The 18,217-nt window shown below is 44.4% G+C and carries 17 protein-coding genes; 14 read left to right on the top strand and 3 right to left on the bottom strand.

Features of this window, described 5'->3' with window-relative positions; translation table 11 throughout:
- Positions 1-109: 109 nt before the first annotated feature.
- Entirely contained in the window at positions 110-2,086 is a 1,977-nt protein-coding gene (locus AAAH86_RS04245; RefSeq protein WP_343486828.1) for a dehydrogenase E1 component subunit alpha/beta, read from the bottom strand.
- Positions 2,087-2,467: 381 nt separating this feature from the next.
- Between AAAH86_RS04245 and AAAH86_RS04240 the strand changes: the two genes are divergently transcribed.
- The 7 genes from AAAH86_RS04240 (at position 2,468) to AAAH86_RS04210 (ending at position 9,179) form a co-directional block, all read left to right on the top strand.
- Positions 2,468-3,418: a 2-oxoglutarate and iron-dependent oxygenase domain-containing protein gene (locus AAAH86_RS04240; RefSeq protein WP_343486257.1), complete on the top strand. Its 951-nt coding sequence runs from the start codon at positions 2,468-2,470 to the stop codon at positions 3,416-3,418.
- A 4-nt stretch (positions 3,419-3,422) separates the two neighbouring features.
- Entirely contained in the window at positions 3,423-3,950 is a 528-nt protein-coding gene (locus AAAH86_RS04235; RefSeq protein WP_343486256.1) for a hypothetical protein, read from the top strand.
- A 6-nt stretch (positions 3,951-3,956) separates the two neighbouring features.
- Positions 3,957-4,286 carry a translation initiation factor gene (locus AAAH86_RS04230; protein WP_343486255.1) on the top strand — a complete coding sequence of 110 codons (330 nt, stop codon included), beginning with the start codon at positions 3,957-3,959 and terminating at the stop codon, positions 4,284-4,286.
- Positions 4,287-4,433: 147 nt separating this feature from the next.
- Positions 4,434-5,366: a DUF1835 domain-containing protein gene (locus tag AAAH86_RS04225; RefSeq protein WP_343486254.1), complete on the top strand. Its 933-nt coding sequence runs from the start codon at positions 4,434-4,436 to the stop codon at positions 5,364-5,366.
- A gap of 1 nt (position 5,367) precedes the next feature.
- Complete coding sequence (locus AAAH86_RS04220) at positions 5,368-6,243, top strand: nucleoside phosphorylase (RefSeq protein ID WP_343486253.1); 876 nt, start codon at positions 5,368-5,370, stop codon at positions 6,241-6,243.
- A gap of 55 nt (positions 6,244-6,298) precedes the next feature.
- A complete protein-coding gene (gene ppk1, locus AAAH86_RS04215) occupies positions 6,299-8,338 on the top strand; it encodes a polyphosphate kinase 1 (protein WP_343486252.1) in 2,040 nt (679 codons plus the stop codon).
- A complete protein-coding gene (locus tag AAAH86_RS04210) occupies positions 8,325-9,179 on the top strand; it encodes a substrate-binding domain-containing protein (RefSeq protein WP_343486251.1) in 855 nt (284 codons plus the stop codon). The genes ppk1 and AAAH86_RS04210 overlap by 14 nt, the downstream gene beginning before the upstream one ends.
- On the opposite strand, the gene AAAH86_RS04205 is transcribed toward AAAH86_RS04210, so the two are convergent.
- Both AAAH86_RS04205 and AAAH86_RS04200 read right to left on the bottom strand, forming a co-directional pair.
- Positions 9,176-9,607, bottom strand: coding sequence for a response regulator (locus AAAH86_RS04205; protein ID WP_343486250.1), 432 nt, complete (start codon positions 9,605-9,607; stop codon positions 9,176-9,178). The two genes, AAAH86_RS04210 and AAAH86_RS04205, sit on opposite strands and share 4 nt — an antisense overlap.
- A gap of 61 nt (positions 9,608-9,668) precedes the next feature.
- Complete coding sequence (locus AAAH86_RS04200; protein WP_343486827.1) at positions 9,669-10,334, bottom strand: uracil-DNA glycosylase; 666 nt, start codon at positions 10,332-10,334, stop codon at positions 9,669-9,671.
- A gap of 100 nt (positions 10,335-10,434) precedes the next feature.
- On the opposite strand from AAAH86_RS04200, the gene AAAH86_RS04195 reads away from it, so the two are divergent.
- The 7 genes from AAAH86_RS04195 (at position 10,435) to AAAH86_RS04165 (ending at position 18,163) form a co-directional block, all read left to right on the top strand.
- Positions 10,435-11,472 (top strand): dipeptide epimerase, encoded by a 1,038-nt coding sequence (locus AAAH86_RS04195; protein ID WP_343486249.1) that lies wholly within the window; start codon positions 10,435-10,437, stop codon positions 11,470-11,472.
- Between the two features lie 206 nt (positions 11,473-11,678).
- Entirely contained in the window at positions 11,679-12,716 is a 1,038-nt protein-coding gene (locus AAAH86_RS04190) for a DUF1611 domain-containing protein (protein WP_343486248.1), read from the top strand.
- An 82-nt stretch (positions 12,717-12,798) separates the two neighbouring features.
- The gene (locus AAAH86_RS04185; protein ID WP_343486247.1) at positions 12,799-13,353 is read left to right on the top strand and encodes a hypothetical protein; all 555 of its coding nucleotides are present in this window, start codon (positions 12,799-12,801) and stop codon (positions 13,351-13,353) included.
- A 143-nt stretch (positions 13,354-13,496) separates the two neighbouring features.
- Positions 13,497-14,180 carry a fumarate hydratase gene (locus AAAH86_RS04180; protein ID WP_343486245.1) on the top strand — a complete coding sequence of 228 codons (684 nt, stop codon included), beginning with the start codon at positions 13,497-13,499 and terminating at the stop codon, positions 14,178-14,180.
- Positions 14,181-14,274: 94 nt separating this feature from the next.
- Positions 14,275-15,039 (top strand): DUF3307 domain-containing protein, encoded by a 765-nt coding sequence (locus AAAH86_RS04175; protein WP_343486244.1) that lies wholly within the window; start codon positions 14,275-14,277, stop codon positions 15,037-15,039.
- A gap of 41 nt (positions 15,040-15,080) precedes the next feature.
- A complete protein-coding gene (locus AAAH86_RS04170) occupies positions 15,081-15,971 on the top strand; it encodes an alpha/beta hydrolase (protein ID WP_343486243.1) in 891 nt (296 codons plus the stop codon).
- Positions 15,971-18,163, top strand: coding sequence for a DNA mismatch repair protein MutS (locus AAAH86_RS04165; protein ID WP_343486242.1), 2,193 nt, complete (start codon positions 15,971-15,973; stop codon positions 18,161-18,163). The genes AAAH86_RS04170 and AAAH86_RS04165 overlap by 1 nt, the downstream gene beginning before the upstream one ends.
- Positions 18,164-18,217: the final 54 nt, after the last annotated feature.

Below are 18,217 nucleotides of genomic sequence, written 5' to 3'. Positions count from 1 at the left end.
TACGTTTGTGCACCGCTGTTTGATGTTAATCGATTGTTAAGATTCAACAAAAATATAGGCTGCGGATGGATGACATTACCCAAAACCGTGGGAATATTGACGCGAATGCTCAATAGGCCAATAGCTCCAGTATTGCCTGTTCAAAACGCTTTCTGGGGAGAAAATTCTCTTCCAAATTCTTGGCAAACGGAACCGGAGTATCGAGGCTTGCCACTCGTTTTACGGGAGCGTCAAGGTGCTCAAAGCAATTTTCCATGACCATGGCAGCTATATCGCTTGCCACTCCACCGAACATCGTATCTTCTTGTAAAATGATAAGTTTGCCCGTTTTTTTTACAGATGCATAAACAGCCTCAACATCCATGGGAACCAGTGTGCGAAAATCAATCAAATCGGCATCAATTTCTGGGTGCTTTTCCAGCGTTTCCAAAGCCCAATGCACTCCCGCGCCATACGTCACTATGGAAATGGCATCACCTTCCCGTATCAAATTGGCCTTACCAAAAGGAAGGGTATAATAATCCGTGGGCACATCGCCATACACGCTACGGTACAATCCTTTGTGTTCGAAAAACAGTACGGGATTTGGGTCATTGATGGCCGTTGCCAACAAGCCCTTGGCATCATCGGGAAAAGCAGGGTATACCACCTTTAGCCCTGGAGTCTTGGAAAACCACGCCTCGTTGGTCTGTGAGTGAAAGGGACCAGCTCCCACTCCCCCGCCACAAGGCATTCTGATGACCACATCGGCGTTTTGACCCCAACGGTAGTGCACTTTCGCCAAATAATTCACAATGGGGTTAAAGCCCGAACTCACAAAATCGGCAAACTGCATCTCCACCACAGCTTTCATACCGTTGATGGACAGCCCCATGGCCGCTGAAACGATGGCCGATTCACAAATTGGCGTGTTTCGCACCCTGCTGCGTCCAAAATCTTTGGTAAAGCCTTCCGTGATTTTAAAGACGCCGCCATATTCGGCAATGTCTTGCCCCACGATGACCAGATTGTCATGTTCTTGCATGGACTGGTACAAGCCTTTGGATATGGCATCCACAAAACGAATATTTTCTTTTTTTTCTAAAGGATTAACTTCTTGATATACAAATTCTTTAAACACATCATCTAACTCTTTTGTTTCATCAAAAGAAACAGCGGCTTCGTCAATGGCAAGCTTTAGATTCTCTTCAATTTCTTGCGAAATCTCTTCTTTTAACGATTCGATTTTAGCACTATTCAGTATGTTTTTCTCCAACAAAAAATTCTCAAAATTTGCAATGGGGTCTTTTTGTGCCCATTCCTCCATCAACTTTTTGGGCACATATTTGGTGCCGCTGGCCTCTTCATGGCCACGCATGCGAAACGTTTTGAACTCCAAAAGCACAGGTCGTGGTCGTTTTCTAATGGCCTTGCAAAGCTCGCTTACTTTTTCATAGACCTCGAGAATGTTGTTGCCGTCAATGATTCGCGACTCCATACCATAGCCCTTGGCACGGTCCGCCAAATGTTCACAGTTGTATTGCTCGTTGACAGGTGTTGATAGTCCATAACCATTGTTTTCAATGCAAAACAGTACGGGAAGCTTCCATACCGAGGCCACGTTCAACGCTTCGTGAAAATCTCCTTCACTGGTGGCACCCTCACCCGTAAAAACGGCGGTGACACGCTTTTTCTTCCGTAGTAAATCCGCCAAAGCGATACCATCGGCCACACCCAATTGGGGCCCCAGGTGCGATATCATACCAACAATGCGATGCTCTTGGCTGCCAAAATGAAAACTTCGGTCACGCCCGTTGGTAAATCCGCTCGCTTTGCCCTGCCATTGCGAAAAAAGGCGGTCCAAAGGCACCTTTCTGGTGGTGAACACCCCGAGGTTTCGGTGCATGGGCAGCACATATTCATCTTTCTTCAACGCACTTGTCACCCCTACCGAAATAGCCTCTTGCCCGATGCCGCTGAACCATTTTGAAATCTTGCCTTGTCGCAGCAATATCAGCATTTTTTCCTCTATCATGCGAGGTTTCAGCATTCGCGCATACAGTGTAATCAGGTCTTTTTCAGTATGGTTTCCGATATGGTATCGCATGGTCTTTTTCAATGGCTTCAAATGTAGTAAAAAGCAAATCGTGGAAACTTAATTTGTTTTGTTGCTTTCTGATTGTTGGAGACTAATCTCACGAATTTTCACTAATGGCCGTGCACGTGATATTTGAACTTGTATTTGCCGTTTGAGTTTATGTTTAAAAGCTGTTTCACTGAGTTTCGCAGAGATGCGCTGAGTTTCACAGAGAAGCCACGGTGTAACCATTCGTCATTCTAAATTCGTAATTTGATGGACACGAATTTTCACGAATTGTTCTTGAGTTTGAATTTTATATTTGAGTTTGTGCTTGAAATTTGAGTTTGTATTTGACACTTGAACTTGCAATTTCATTCCGTACCTTTGATAGCATCAAAAATCATAGCCATGAGTGTCATACCCAGTGTGAATCTAGAGGATTTTGTCTCTGGCGACCCAGAGCGCAAGAAGAAGTTTGTCAAAGAAATCGGTGCCGCTTTCGAGGATATCGGTTTTGTTGCGCTGAGCGGACATTTTCTATCCGATGAATTGGTTGAAAATCTCTATTCAGAAATCAAAAAGTTCTTTGCGCTTCCGCAGGATGTGAAAGAGAAGTATGAAATTGAAGGCATCGGTGGGCAGCGTGGGTACACTTCCTTCGGAAAAGAATCTGCTAAAGGCCGTAAGGAAGGTGATTTGAAGGAGTTTTGGCATTTTGGGCAGTATGTGGATGATGATCCGAAGCTGGAAGCTGAATATCCCGATAATGTGGAAGTCGAAGAGCTGCCCAAATTCAACGAAGTGGGCAAAGAGACCTATCAAATGCTCGAAAAAACAGCAAAATATGTGCTCAGGGCCTTGGCACTGCATTTAGATTTGGAGGAGACCTATTTTGACGAGTACATCAAAAATGGCAACTCCATTTTACGGCCCATCCACTATCCGCCCATCACTGAAGAACCAAAGAATGCTGTTCGTGCCGCAGCCCATGGCGACATCAACCTGATCACGTTGCTTATGGGTGCCCATGGCAAAGGCTTACAGGTTCAAAACCACAAGGGGGAATGGGTAGATGCCATCGCTAGGCCAGACCAACTGATGATCAATGTCGGCGATATGCTTTCACGATTGACCAACAACAAATTGAAGTCGACCATTCACCAAGTGGTCAATCCGCCACGGGAACTATGGGGTACATCGCGGTATTCGATTCCGTTTTTCATGCATCCCATCAGTGAAATGCCATTGAATTGTTTGGATAACTGTGTGGATGAAGACCATCCCAAGCAATTTGCAGATACAACCGCCGGCGAATTCTTGCACGAGCGTTTGATTGAACTCGGATTAGTAAAAAAATAAGATCATGGGAAAAAAGATTACACTACTATTTGTCTGTTTGGGCTTGACCCTGAGTTTGAACGCCCAAGAAAGCAATGACGACTATTTGGAAAAGGTAAAAACTTTAGACAGCACACTGAAAACACTGTACGGGGTCATCTCGGGCGAAAAGGGTGAGGAAAGAAATTGGGAGCTTTTTAGATTTCTGTTCCATCCAGGGGCCAAACTTATTCCCACCGGTAAATCCAAAGAAGGTAATGTTGGCACACGTTTTATGTCACCAGATGATTACATAACAAATTCCAGCAAATGGTTTGTTGACAATGGTTTTTTTGAAAAGGAAATCCATAGAGAAGTAGACACTTTCGGAAACATTACCCAAGTGTTCAGCACATACGCCTCTTTTAAGAGCGAAAGCGATAAAGAGCCGTTCATGCGGGGCATCAACAGCATTCAACTGCTGAATGATGGCGAACGGTGGTGGGTGGTCAATATTTACTGGACATCGGAAAATGAGGAAAACCCCATTCCCGCAGCATACCTCCCAAAATAATTTTCAGTGGATCTACACGACCAACTCAAGAATCTTTTTCCAGACCACGTTCCGAGTGAAAAGCCCGGAAAGAGTGAGCAAAAACCCAAATTCTGGCTGCAAGATGACCCCATCATCTGCAAATATGAAAAGCGCAAGGGCAAGCCCGTGACTATTTTGGAAGGCTACAATGGCGCCGATTCAGACTTCAAAAAGTTGGCCAAAGCACTGAAAACACTGCTCGGGGTCGGGGGAAGCCATAAAAATGAACAGATCATCATCCAAGGGGATTACCGCGACAAAATCATGGCATTTCTCAAAGAACACGGGTTTTCGGTAAAAAGGGTCGGAGGTTGAATTTATGGAATTGGCAAAGAAAGAATTCGAAACATTCAAGATTGTTAAATTTAGTGCCTGAACGCTAAGGTTTTAGATAATTTATTTTTGTTTTTTTGTATTTACCCCTACATTTATCAACCTAACCGACGAAAACTACATCCGAAAATGAAATCACTGTTGCACATTACCAATGGGGACAGTTTCACGAGTCGTTTACAATCACTACCACTTAAAGGAGATATCATCACTTGGCGTGAAATGCTTTGCGAAGGCAAGACATTGAGTAATGTGGGCAGTGAATCGTTCTGGAAAACACGATTCGAATTTCTCAACAAGAATTACAAGGTTTCCAAATCGTGGTTTGTTGAGAAAACCCTGAAAGAATACCGTTCGCTTTGCAACCATAAGCAGCAGGACCAAATCGTACTCTGGTTTGAATATGACCTCTTCTGCCAAGTAAACATGCTGGCCGTGTTGAGTTGGTTAAAAACACATCGCAGGTATGCAGAAATCTCTTTGGTCTGCAGTGGCAACGAAGATGAGACCGATAAACTTTATGGGCTTGCAGAGCTCACCGATGAACAGTTATTGACGTTGTACGAAAACAAAACAATACTCTCGCAGAATGATATTGAATATGCCGACTACGTTTGGCAATTGTACTGCAGCGACAACCCCATCCGTTTAGAGAACCTCAAGGATTACAAAAATTTTCAATTTGATTACCTGTCAGATGCCGTTCAAGCGCACCTCAAGAGATTTCCAGCCATAAAGAACGGTCTCAATAATATTGAAAATAATATTTTAAGGTTGGCCGAGGAAGAAAAACCAAGATCAAAAAAAGAGTTTTTGGGCAAAATACTTGCAAACCAAGGTGTCTATGGCTTCGGCGACACACAGTACGGTCGCTTACTGACTTCAATGAAACCTTTGTTTTCATCGTTTAATCCAGTGAAATTGACCCAAAAAGGCAGGCAGGTACTCGACGGCAAAACAAACTATTACGCTGATATTCGCGATAATGAATCGTATCTGGGCGGCGCATTGAAGTACAGCTTCCTTTACAACTCTGACAATAACAGAATTCTAAAATTATAGTATGCCATTAAGCGAGTCAGAATTGATTCTGAATCCCGATGGCAGCATTTACCACCTCAATCTTCATCCTGAAGACATTGCACAAACCATCATTACGGTAGGTGATCCTGAACGGGTGAAATCGGTTTCGAAGCATTTTGATTCTTTGGAGGTTGCCAAGGGAAAAAGAGAGTTTCTGACCCACACAGGTATTTTGGGTGGCAAGAGAATCACTGTTGTATCCACTGGTATCGGCACTGACAATGTTGATATTGTTCTGAACGAGCTGGATGCCCTGGTCAACATCGATTTTTCCTCTAGAGAGGTCAGAAAAGACAAAATCCAATTAGATTTTATCCGTATTGGCACTTCGGGGGCCATTCAGCCTGATATTGAAGTTGATTCTTTTTTGTTGAGCGAGCATGCCATTGGCCTTGACGGTCTATTGCATTTTTATCAAAGCGAATCAGTCCAAAATGGGGAAATGGGTGCTGCTTTTTCGGTACACTTAGGGCTAGAAGGTGAAAAAATACGCCCGTATGCGGTTGACTCAGACAAAGAACTGGCATCGCTTTTAAATTCAAATCGTATACGATTTGGTATTACCCTTACCAATGCCGGTTTCTACGGTCCACAGAGCCGAAAAATGCGTCTAACGCCCAAGTTTGACGATTTCAACCAGCATTTGGCCTCGTTTCAATACGATGGAAAGAAAATCACCAACCTTGAGATGGAAACTGCCGGAATCTATGGTCTGGCAAAGCTCTTGGGGCATCGGGCCGTCTCATTGAACGCCATTTTGGCCAACCGTGCCTCCGGTGGTTTCTCAAAAAAACCACAGCAGACCATCGACAGTCTCATTACGTACACTTTAGAAAAGATTGTTCAGCACTTTTAGCTTAACATTAGCTTTAAATGCATTGTCGGTCGATTCTATATTTTTGCAAATCCGTATGCAAAAAGGTGCGTTTAAAAATCGTGATGTCAACTGGCTCTACTTCAATGAGCGGGTGTTGTTGGAAGCCCAGAATGAAGCCACTCCCCTATTGGAAAGGCTCAAATTCTTGGCCATATTTTCCTCAAATCTCGATGAATACTTCAAGGTGCGCATATCCCAGATGCGCCAATTGAAATCTGTGGAGAAAAGTCTTAGAAAAAGACTGATCCTCAAGCCCAACAAGAAACTCAAGTTCATTCTAAAGACCGTTGACCGCCAACAACAGCTCTTCGGTGAAACATTTCGGGCGATTTTAAAGGCGCTTGAAGGTCAGGGCATCCACTTCAAAAAGCCGGAGGAACTGACCCAGGACCAAAGAGACCTGCTGGCATACCGATTTACCAAAGAAATGATGGCTGATTGCACCATCCATACAAAAATCAATCCCGACAAATTGCAAGATGGCAGCATTTATATGGTCTGCCAATTTGAGGATGATAGCTATGCCCTTGTGCATGTGCCGAGTGGCAAACACCAAAGATTTACTGGGATACCTGGCGGGGAACATGACTATATTTTTATTGAGGATGTCATCAAGATGAGCCTTTCGCAACTCTTTTTGAATCGAAAGACCAAGCAATCGTATGCCATCAAACTGTCAAGAGATGCAGAGCTGTACCTTGACGATGAGGCAGATACCGAGTTGGCAGAAAAAATATACCAGTCATTGCCGCAGCGCAAGTCCGGCCAGCCCACCCGCCTGTTGTACGATGCCAACATGCCGAAACATTTGCAACAAAAGCTCAGGATCGATTTGCAGTTGGGCGAGGCGGATATGTTTCCCGGTGGAGAATATCATAACCTTTCCGATTTTTTCGGGTTTCAGGGCCCAGAGGATGCAGAACACCTCAGGTACGAGCCAAAACCACCCCTCGACCACCCAGTTTTATCCTACACTGACGATTTTTTTCGAGCAATTTTGGAGAAAGACAGGTTGATACATCCGCCCTATCAGTCCTTTGCCGTTGTGGAGCGATTTTTCGAAACTGCTGCGTCGGACGCCGATGTGACCTGCATGATGATTTCACTGTACCGAATAGCAAAATCATCAAAACTTACCGATGCCATTTTAAAAGCACTTGACAACGGTAAAAAGGTGGTCATTTTTGTAGAGGCGCAGGCCCGCTTCGATGAAAAGAACAATATTGAATGGGGCCGCACTTTTGAGGAGAAAGGGGCGCAAGTGGTCTTCAGTGTGCCGAACATCAAGGTGCATTCAAAAATCGCAATGGTTGAGCGATTACAAGACGGTGAAATAATGCGTTATGCCTTTATCGGCACTGGAAATTTCAACGCCAAAACGGCGAAAATCTATTGTGACCATGGTCTTTTTACCGCAAATAAGAAAATCACAGGTGATCTGAACCAAGTTTTTTTACTACTGCAACGCGAATTGATTGCGCCGAAGCTCAAATACCTATTGGTGTCGCCCTTTACGACAAGAAGCACTTTTTTGGAGCTGATACACAATGAGATCTTCAATGCCCAGGCGGGTAGACCGGCCAAGATTACGGCCAAGATGAACAGTCTGGAAGACTCGAAAATGATTGAGGCACTGTACAGGGCCAGTGAGGCCGGGGTCGAAGTACGACTGTTGGTGCGCGGGTTCTGCTGTCTGATACCAAAAACAAAAGAGGTGTTGCCTGAATGTGGCAAACCCATTTACGTGACCAGTATCATAGACCGTTACTTGGAGCATGGCAGAATTTATCTCTTTGAGAATGATGGGGATGAAAAAATGTACATTGGCTCGGCGGATTGGATGACACGAAATTTGGATAAAAGAGTCGAAGTATTGGCCCCCATCCTCGACCCAAACGTATTTGCGGAACTAAAGGATATTTTGCAGCTGCAGCTCAACGATAACGTGAAGGCCCGAGTCATTGATGCAGAAGATTCGAATACATTGGTTGAAAAAAGGAACAATGAGCCTGAAATCAGGTCGCAATACGCTATCTACGAATACTTAAAGGCAAAGCTGGATGAAGACCATTAGAATTATTGGTGTGCCCGAGCATTTTAACCTTCCATGGCATTTGGCCATTGAAGAAGGGGCTTTTAGAGACCGTGGCATCGATTTGCAATGGACGGACATTCCCGAAGGCACGGGACGCATGTGCCAGATGCTTGAAAAGCAAGAAACCGATTTGGCGATTATTCTTACCGAGGGCATCCTGAAGAGCATAGCAGAAGGCAATGCCGTGAAGTTGGTGCAAGAATATATCGCTTCACCCCTGCTCTGGGGCATCCATGTATCCTCAGAAAGCGATTTTAAGGCCTTAGAACAGCTCAAGAACAAAAAAGCGGCCATCAGTAGGTTTGGCAGCGGAAGTCACCTTATGGCCTATGTAAATGCCCGAAATCAGGGTTGGAATACCGATGCCCTTTCCTTTGAAGTTGTCAATAATTTAGATGGTGCTGTAAAGGCACTTTCAGAGGGCAAAGCGGATTATTTCATGTGGGAGCGTTTCACCACAAAGCCTATCGTTGATAAGGGAGTATTCAGAAGGTTGGGCGACTGCCCTACCCCCTGGCCCTGTTTTGTGATTGCAGCTACCGATCAATTTATCGAAAATTCATCGAGTACCTTGAGGCACGTCCTTGAAATCATCAATCTGTATACCCGTGAATTCAAGAGCATCCCCAGCATTGATCGTACGTTGGCCAATAGATATGGGCAACAACTGGAAGACATTCAACTTTGGCTCTCAAAAACAAGATGGAGCCAACAACAAATCAGTGCAGCTACCATCAATGAAGTCTATGATATGCTGACCCTGTTGGATTTGGTCGAACAACGCAAAAGTGCCAAAGAGGTGCTGTTTAACGTTGATTAATCTTGTTTTTCGGCCAAAAAGTTGGGAAAATGCCTGTTGATCACCTTTCTAAATTGGTCGTCGGATAACGGTTTTAGAAGGCATTCCTTAACGGAAGCATACTTCAAAGCCCTTTTCTTCACCTCGTCTGTGCTGTGGATGGATAGTACGGCCAACAACACTTTTTCCTTTTGAGCATCGCTGAATTCTTTTTCATAAGCCTCAAGAAATTGCCATCCGTCCATGATGGGCATTTCAATATCCAAGACCAAGAGGCAATTGCCAAAACCCGGGTCGTCTAAGTGCGCCCTTAGAAAATCTAGGGCCTCTTCACCATTATCAGCTGTGTTAACCTCAAGTTCAGGAGTCAGGTTTTGTAGAAAAATCTTATTAAGGAAAATGGTGGTCTCGTCATCGTCCACCATCAATACTGAGTTTAATTCGGACATAGTAGCGTTTTTGTCTGATTTCTTAAGGCAAACGTAGTAATTTTCCGATTATTTTGTAAACCTACCAATTGATTTCTTCCTTTCCCATGCCCCTGAGCAACTGATTGGCCTTGCTAAAATGCTGGTTTCCGAACCAAAGTCCACGATTGGCGCTGAGTGGCGAAGGATGGCCCGATGTCAATATGTGGTGCTTGCTTTGATTGATGAGCACTGCCTTTTTCTTGGCAAATCCGCCCCAGAGTAAAAAAACAATGCCTTCCAACGTATCAGAAACCGTTCTGATGACGCCATCTGTAAAGGTTTCCCACCCTTTGTTTTGATGGCTTCCTGCCTGATGTGCCCTGACGGTCAGGGTGGCATTGAGCAAGAGCACGCCCTGTTCGGCCCAGCGTTCCAAATTGCCACTTTTCGGATAGGGCACACCAACATCCACCTTAATCTCCTTAAAAATATTGACCAATGAGGGGGGGTGCGGAATACCGTCCTTCACCGAAAAACAGAGTCCGTTGGCTTGATTGGGCCCATGATAGGGGTCTTGACCGATGATGACCACTTTCGTATCGTGAAAGGTACAGTGGTCAAAGGCTGAAAAAATATCCTTTCCCTTGGGATAACAGGTATATTGCCGATACTCCTGCCTAACAAATTCGGCGAGTTGTTGAAAATAGGGCTTTTCGAATTCTGGTTGTAAGTGGGTTTTCCAGCTGGGGTCAATGTTCACGTTCATATTCTCGGGTGTTTCCACAAAAATAATCCTTGGCCCACTTTTTTCTTGAATTGCTCACGAAATTAAAATACATTCGATGGCATTGAAATCGAAGTAGTGTATGAAAGTTGCATTCAAGCAGGTGTATTTAAAAAAGAGGTTTCCCTTACGGATAAGTCGTGGGGTTCGAGACGGACAAACCAATCTTTTTGTGTCCGTTACCAAAGATGGTCATACGGGATGGGGCGAAACATCGCCTGGCGAAAGTGAAGGAGCCGCAACCGCCGAGGAAGCCCAACGCCAACTGGAAGCTTTTTTGGCAGAAAATGGCAATCTCGAGATGCCTCATATCGTATACGATTCTGCATCGGAACACGGATTGGCCCCATGTGCACTGGCCGCACTGGATATCGCCCTGTGGGACCTAAAAGCAAAGCAGGCCCAAATGCCACTATACAGATTGCTGGGTTTTCCCAAGCCCACAAAACCTACTTCCATCACCTTGGGAATCATGAGTCCTGAAGAAGCACGGGAACGTTTGCCGTTGATTCTGGAAGAAATGGACATCAAAACCCTAAAAGTCAAGTTGGGCAATCCCGAAGGTATCGAAGCTGACAAAGCCATGTATCAAGAAGTATTGCAATACCATAAAAAACACCCAATTTCCATACGGGTCGATGCCAATGGGGGTTGGAATGTCAATGACGCGAAGCACATGATGCAATGGTTGGCCGAACGCCACTGCGAATATGTGGAACAGCCCTTGGTCGAGGGGGGCGAAGCAGACCTTCCCCAGCTGTTCAAGAACAGACCCTTGCCGATTTTTGTGGATGAGAGCTGCCGTTTTGCCACGGACATCCCAAAATGGGCCGATAATGTCGATGGTGTAAACATGAAGCTGATGAAATGTGGTGGCATTACTGGCGCCTTGCGTATCATTGCTACGGCACATGCCCATAAACTCAAAACGATGATTGGCTGTATGGGTGAAACCTCCATTTCTATTGCGGCGGGCGCCGCAGTTTCGGGTATGCTCGACCATATTGACCTGGATTCACACCTGAATCTGAATCCCGATCCTTGCGAGGGTGCACCATTGGTCAATGAAATCACAATGCCACTTGATGTTCCAGGCCATGGAGGAAAGTTTAAAAGTTAGAATGTTGAAATACGAAGTATTAAATATGAAATGCGAAGTATGAAATGGGAAATTGGGAAATGGGAAGTGCTAAATCTGAAAAACAAAAAAATTGTCCCTTTAAAATGTACACGGTTTGATTGGAACTTTGGAAAACGTGATCATTGTCCCCTTGAGGGGACAGTCCGCCACAGGCGGACAGGGGTGTCGTATAAATAGCAGTCAAAATGTTTAATTCAAGCCAAAAAATCTGCATCTATATGGAAGGCGCGCTCGACAACGACTCGGGCAAGATGGGCTTTGGGCTCATGCGCTTCTCAAAACACCCCATTGTTTGCGTTATTGATTCTCATTATGCGGGTAAAACGGTTCAAGAAGCTGTGGGATTATCGTATACGATTCCTGTTGTAGCTACTGTGGATGAGGCTGTTGCGATGCATTCAGAAATTATGGTATTGGGTATCGCTCCCAGTGGTGGCAAGTTCCCTGAAGAATGGGACAAACCCATCAGCCACGCCCTAAAAAACGGACTTTCATTGATCAACGGACTGCACGACGACCTCAATAAACGCTTTGGGCATCTGCTAAACCACAATGTTATTTGGGATGTTCGAAAACCCAAGCCCTCCTACCCCATCGCCACGGGCAAAGCGGCTCAGTTAAAGAACAAACGGATTCTGATGATCGGTACCGATATGGCTGCGGGCAAGATGACTGCTGGTCTCGAACTCTATGCTGCACTCAAAAAGAAAGATATTAACGTAGGTTTTGTGCCCACGGGACAAATCGGTATCACGTTGATGGGCAACGGCATTCCCCTTGATGCCATTAAGGTAGACCAAGCAGCGGGCGCGGTTGAAGAAGCCGTGTTGGAGCAAGCGGACAAAGACATTGTCATCATTGAAGGACAAGGGTCCTTGGCGCACCCAGGAAGTACGGCTACCCTACCCTTGATACGGGGCTCACAGGCGACCCACTTTATTTTGTGCCACAAAGCCTTTCATGACCATTTGCGTTATCCCGTCTCGCATGTGCCCATTCCCCCATTGGATGAGTTTATCAAACTCAACGAGGCCGTGGCCAACGTCTGTGGGTCGCAACAGCAAGCCAAGACTATTGGCATTGCCCTGAACACTTATGGTATGGACGCAAAAACCGCCCAAAACAAAATTCATGATATACAACAGCTTACTGGTTTACCAACAACCGATGTGGTACGGTTTGGAACGAAAGAGTTAAGTCAAGCAATTCAAGGCGTCATTTAATTTTAATAAATCATCAATTAAGTTGAAGATCTAACGACCAAATTAAAATTTTGATGTTCTTTGTCATAATTAGCTTGCTATTATGAAGATTCTTAAAATTTGGGCATCAAGCGTTTTGCTGTTGAGTTCATGTACGACTTCTGATACAGAAAATGTTGAAGTAGAGAATAGGCTGGACACCCTTCAGGAAGAGTTATCAAATCCTGATGACGACATTATAGTAGAATCGTTCAATCTGCATAAAAACTCATCGATTGCTCTTGATGATTATGGCTTTGCGTACATTACCACGGGAAAAAAATTGGTTTTTGAATACTCCTACTATTTAGACCCTGCGCCAAGTTGGGTTGATGATGAGAATACTGAAATTATAGTTTTTGAAGTCGACCCTGCACTTGAAAATTTTGTTTTTCAAAATAGCGACTTGATTTCCAGTAGTACCTTTTTTACAAATCTATGTTTTTGCATTGTTGATAAAAGTATTGCAATAGAAAACGGAAAAATCCAAGGCTTAAATGTTGGTACTGATGTTTGGGAATTGGATATCAATGTAAATTTTGAAGAATTTAATTATTCTACAGAAAAGTTCGAAGAAAGGAATATTACTATAACAGGGTTATTCTCTTTAGAAAATTAGTTTCAATTCTTTTAAGACATGCCCTATTTCATAAGCTTGCTACAAAAGCATAAGCTCTCAGGCTTATATCAATTATTTATAAGCTATTAAACTTATATTTATATTTTATAAGTTCTTAAACTTATATTTTGTATCTTTGCCGTATGAACTATATTGTCATATCAGGTGATGTGGTGGCTTTTACCAGTCTATCGAACGCACAAAAAGAAGTTTTGGAGGCCCGTTTGCGGTCATTGAACATTGCTTTGGCTATGAAATTCAACACCTATGCACGCTTGGTCAAGGGTGATGCCTGGGAGTGCGTGGTGCCCAATCCCGAAGATGGACTTACAGTGGCCCTATTGGCTAAAAGCTGGGTGAAATCGTTTACCGTTTCCCCCAAGGATAAAGAAAATCGTCTCAAGAACTTTGAAGTCTATGGCATCCGTTTGGCCATCGGGTACGGGCCATTAAAACGTTTTGACCCTGAACGGGGCATCATCGATGGGGAGGCCATCTATCAATCGGGCCGTAAGATCAATGAAGAAGGCAGCCATGGCAAAGAACGGGTCGTCATCAAGAATACGCTGTTCTTTGAATCAGGCAATTCCGCACTCAACCAAGAAATGGAGCCGTTGATGGCCTTGCTAGACCATACCATCAACAAAGCGACCGAAAAACAGAGTTTGGTACTCTATCACAAGTTGTTCGGCAAGAGCGAGCAGGCCATTGCCGATGAACTGGGTATTTCACAATCTTCGGTAAACCAGCACTCTACAAGCTTGGGATGGAACGCCATTGAGAAGGCAGTAGTGTTTTTTCGTGCTAGAATGGCAGATATGACTTAAATTGAGGTAGTTAATCGTTAAAAGTTAATAGTTGCATCCCAATAACGATTAACCAATAACTATTAACTTAGATTTTCTCAATTACAATGACACCATGACCTTAACCCAACTGTTACTACTACAACTCCTCGCCCACCTACTCACCGATTTCACCTTTCAGTCTGCCAAAAATGCGAAGGACAAGAATGAAAAGGGCTTTAAGAGCAGCTATCTGAAATGGCACGTGCTTGTTATGTTCGTAACCTCTTGGGTGCTTTCGTTCCAAATCAAGTTTATATTCGCTGCACTATTCATCGCACTGACCCACTGGTTGATTGATGGATTTAAGCCTATGGTGGCCAAAAGCAAATGGGTGGGCAAATACGCCTTTTTTATCGATCAGGCCCTGCACCTACTTTTTCTGGGGGTCACGGTGCTCGTTTTTGCAAAGTGGGTGCCTTTGGAGCCGATTGTGGGCATTGAGATTCCCGAGGCATGGTTGGCCATTTTGATTGCCTTTGTCTTTTGTGGAAAGACCACCAATATTCTCATCAAAGAAATCTTTTTGGTATTCGATTTAAAGCTAACCAATGGCGTAGCAGCTGAAAATCCCGAACGGATGGAAGACCTCCCCAATGCAGGTAGGGTCATCGGACTAACGGAGCGTTGGCTGGTGCTGGTTTTTGTATTTATCAACCAATTTTCTGCTATTGGTTTCCTATTGGCGGCAAAATCCATTTTACGCTACCGAAGTGAGCAAGAGGAGGGTTTTAATAAAACGGAATATGTGCTGATTGGCACCTTGTTGAGTTTTGCTTTTGCTATTGGAGCGGCCATTTTTGTTAAACTACTCTTTCACCCCGGAGGTATTGGTAATTAGTATCTTTGCAGCTGCCTAAAAGGTCATAAATACATTTCGAAATGCGTTTTTTATACTTTCAATTCTTTCTCCTCATTTTCTGCGGCCTTATTTCCGCACAAGAATTAAAGCAAATCAATGACTTGGCCTATGTTCAAGAGGGAGATTCGTTGCAACGTTTGAATCTGGTGCTTCCTGAGGCATGCAATCAATGTCCATTATTTATCTGGATAGGTGGCGGCGCATGGTCGTATGGTGACAAGGATATGGAAATGGACTTGGCAAGACAATTTGCCACTAACGGAATTGCCGTGGCGAGTATTGGCCACCGTCGTAGCCCAGCAACGTGGCGAAATGCTGAATTGGATGAGGGCATACAGCATCCCGAGCATATCAAAGATGTGGCAAAAGCAGTAAAATATCTGTTTCACAACTCCGCTGAATATGGTTATAGCCAAGATCGTTTTTTTATAGGTGGATATTCCTCAGGGGCACATCTGGCCGCACTTCTTGATTTAAATAAAACTTATTTGAAGGAAGTTGGGCTGCCGCAAAAGCTTTTCAAGGGGGTGGTTCCGATTTCCGGAACGTACGATATTGTCGACTACCACCAAACCTTTAAAAATGGCGGTAATCCTGAACTGGCCGTTTTGCATGTGGAAGCCGTTTTTGGGGATTCAGAAGCTAGGTTTTTAGAAGCCTCGCCCATACAATATTTAAAGAGCCTTCAAAGCCCGATATTGTTCATGAGCGATGCCACTATTGCAAAATATACTGAACATCTTGAAAAGGAGCTTGAAAAAACACCCTTTACCAATTATCGTGTGATTTATGATAAAGGCCGAAGCCATGGCGAATTATGGCAGCACCTATCAAAAGACAAGGTGAGTGAACATCGAAATCACATTGTCGACTTTATTCTAAACGGAAGATTACCGAGTTCAGTCAAATAATGGGCCAAATACACACCAAAACGCTTCAAGACCTTGAATTTCCTACCGTGCTCGACCACTTGGTCGGTCGCTGCAATACCGAATTGGGCAAAAAGTCCGTAGCTGAGATCAAGCCCATCGATGACAAAACGGAACTCTTCAAGGTGCTGGGGCAGACTTCAGAGTACCTTTCCTCCTACACCAATGAAAATCGCATTCCCAATCACGGATTTGATGCCATCAATGGCGAATTGAAATTGTTGAAAATTGAAAACACGGTGCTGGAGGTTTCTGGATTTCGCAGAATCGCTTCCTTGTGCAACACGGTGGCCATTCATAAAAAATTCCTCAAAAAGTTTAAGGAGTACTATCCGTTGTTGTTCGAACTGACGGAAGCTTTGGAAGAGAACACTGCCATTCCCGAAGAGATTGGCAATGTTATCGACAAATTTGGGGAGATACGCGATGATGCCTCCGTTTCTCTGAAGAATATCCGCAGAAGCATCAATGAGGTCCGATCAAAGATAAACTCCAGTTTCAACGGCGCATTGCAGCGTTACCAGACAGCAGAGTTTTTGGATGAAATCCGTGAATCCGTGGTCGAGAACCGCCGTGTCTTGGCCGTGAAGGCGATGTATCGCAAGAAAGTACGCGGTACGGTCATGGGCAACTCCAAAACGGGAAGCATCGTGTACATCATTCCAGAGGCAACGCTGTCACATACCCGTGAGCTGAACAATTTGGAGTACGACGAAAAGGAGGAAATTCAACGCATTCTTCTCCAACTTACAAACTATATACGCCCCTATTCCGAATTACTTGCCACGCATCAAGACTATTTGGCACACATTGACATTACGGCGGCAAAAGCCAAATATGCTTCTGAGATGAATGCCATACTGCCCGAAATCAATGAAGAGAAGCGGCTGGAACTGATTGATGCCTATCATCCCCTGCTCTACCTTTCCAATGAGCGAAAAAATGAAAAAACATGGCCGCAAACCATCGAACTGCATCCCGAAAACCGGATTATTGTTATTTCAGGCCCCAATGCGGGAGGAAAAAGTATCACCTTAAAGACCATCGGACTACTTCAAGTAATGCTTCAATCAGGACTTCTAATCCCCGTTCATGAAAGGAGTTCAGTGTGTTTGTTCGAAAAGATTTTGACGGATATTGGCGATAACCAGAGTATCGAGAACCACTTGAGCACGTATAGCTACCGTCTGAAAAACATGAACCAATTTTTGAAGAAGTGCAATGACCAAACACTTTTTCTCATCGACGAATTTGGTACGGGTTCTGACCCAGAACTCGGGGGTGCCTTGGCAGAAGCTTTTTTAGAGGTTTTTTACGAACGTAATTCCTACGGGGTCATCACTACCCACTATGCCAACCTTAAATTATTGGCCAACGAACTGCCTCACGCCACCAATGCCAACATGTTATTTGACAATAGAACGCTCGAACCGACCTTTAAACTAGTCTTGGGAGAAGCGGGAAGCTCATTTACGTTTGAGGTGGCCCAGAAAAACGGTATTCCCTACTCCCTCATCAACAAGGCCAAGAAAAAGATAGACCGCGGCAAGGTTCGCTTTGATGCCACCATCTCAAAACTGCAAAAGCAGCGCAGCAAAATGGAGAAAACGGGCTCACGCCTTCAAGACGAAGAGGCAAAGGCCCGTGAAGAAGCAGAACGGCTGGAAAAACTCAATGCCAAGGTCAAATCAAAACTGGAGAACTACCAAGAACTTTATGACCATAACCAGCGTATGGTTCATTTGGGCAATAAGGTCAGCGATGCCGCAGAAAAGTATTTTCATGACCAGAAGAAACGCCCATTGATCTCTGAGTTGCTTCGCATCGTAGAAACGGAGAACAGCAAACGAAAGAAAACCTCTGCGAAGGAAGCAAAAGCCAAGAAAGCGGAAAAGAAACAAACTGCAAACGAATTACAGCAGAAAATCGTCAAGGTCAGGGAACAGAAAAAGGTGGAAAAGAAAAAAGCCATCCAAAAAGAGCAGAACAAGCCCAGACCCGTTTTTAAGATTGGTGACCGCGTGCGCATGCATGATGGCAAGGCCGTTGGCAGCATTGACAGATTGGAAAAAAATAAGGCCGTGGTCAACTATGGCATGTTTACCACCAATGTAAGCGTGGATCAGTTAGAGTTGGTGGCCCCTTCCAAACCTTCTCCCAAGGGGAAGGCCTGAATTTGATCATACCGTAAATTCAGGATTATATTATTATTGTCTTTTCGAAATCAG

The organism is Allomuricauda sp. d1, assembly GCF_039592695.1.
GTDB lineage: Bacteria > Bacteroidota > Bacteroidia > Flavobacteriales > Flavobacteriaceae > Flagellimonas_A.
This window is presented reverse-complemented; position numbering and strand designations above follow the sequence as displayed.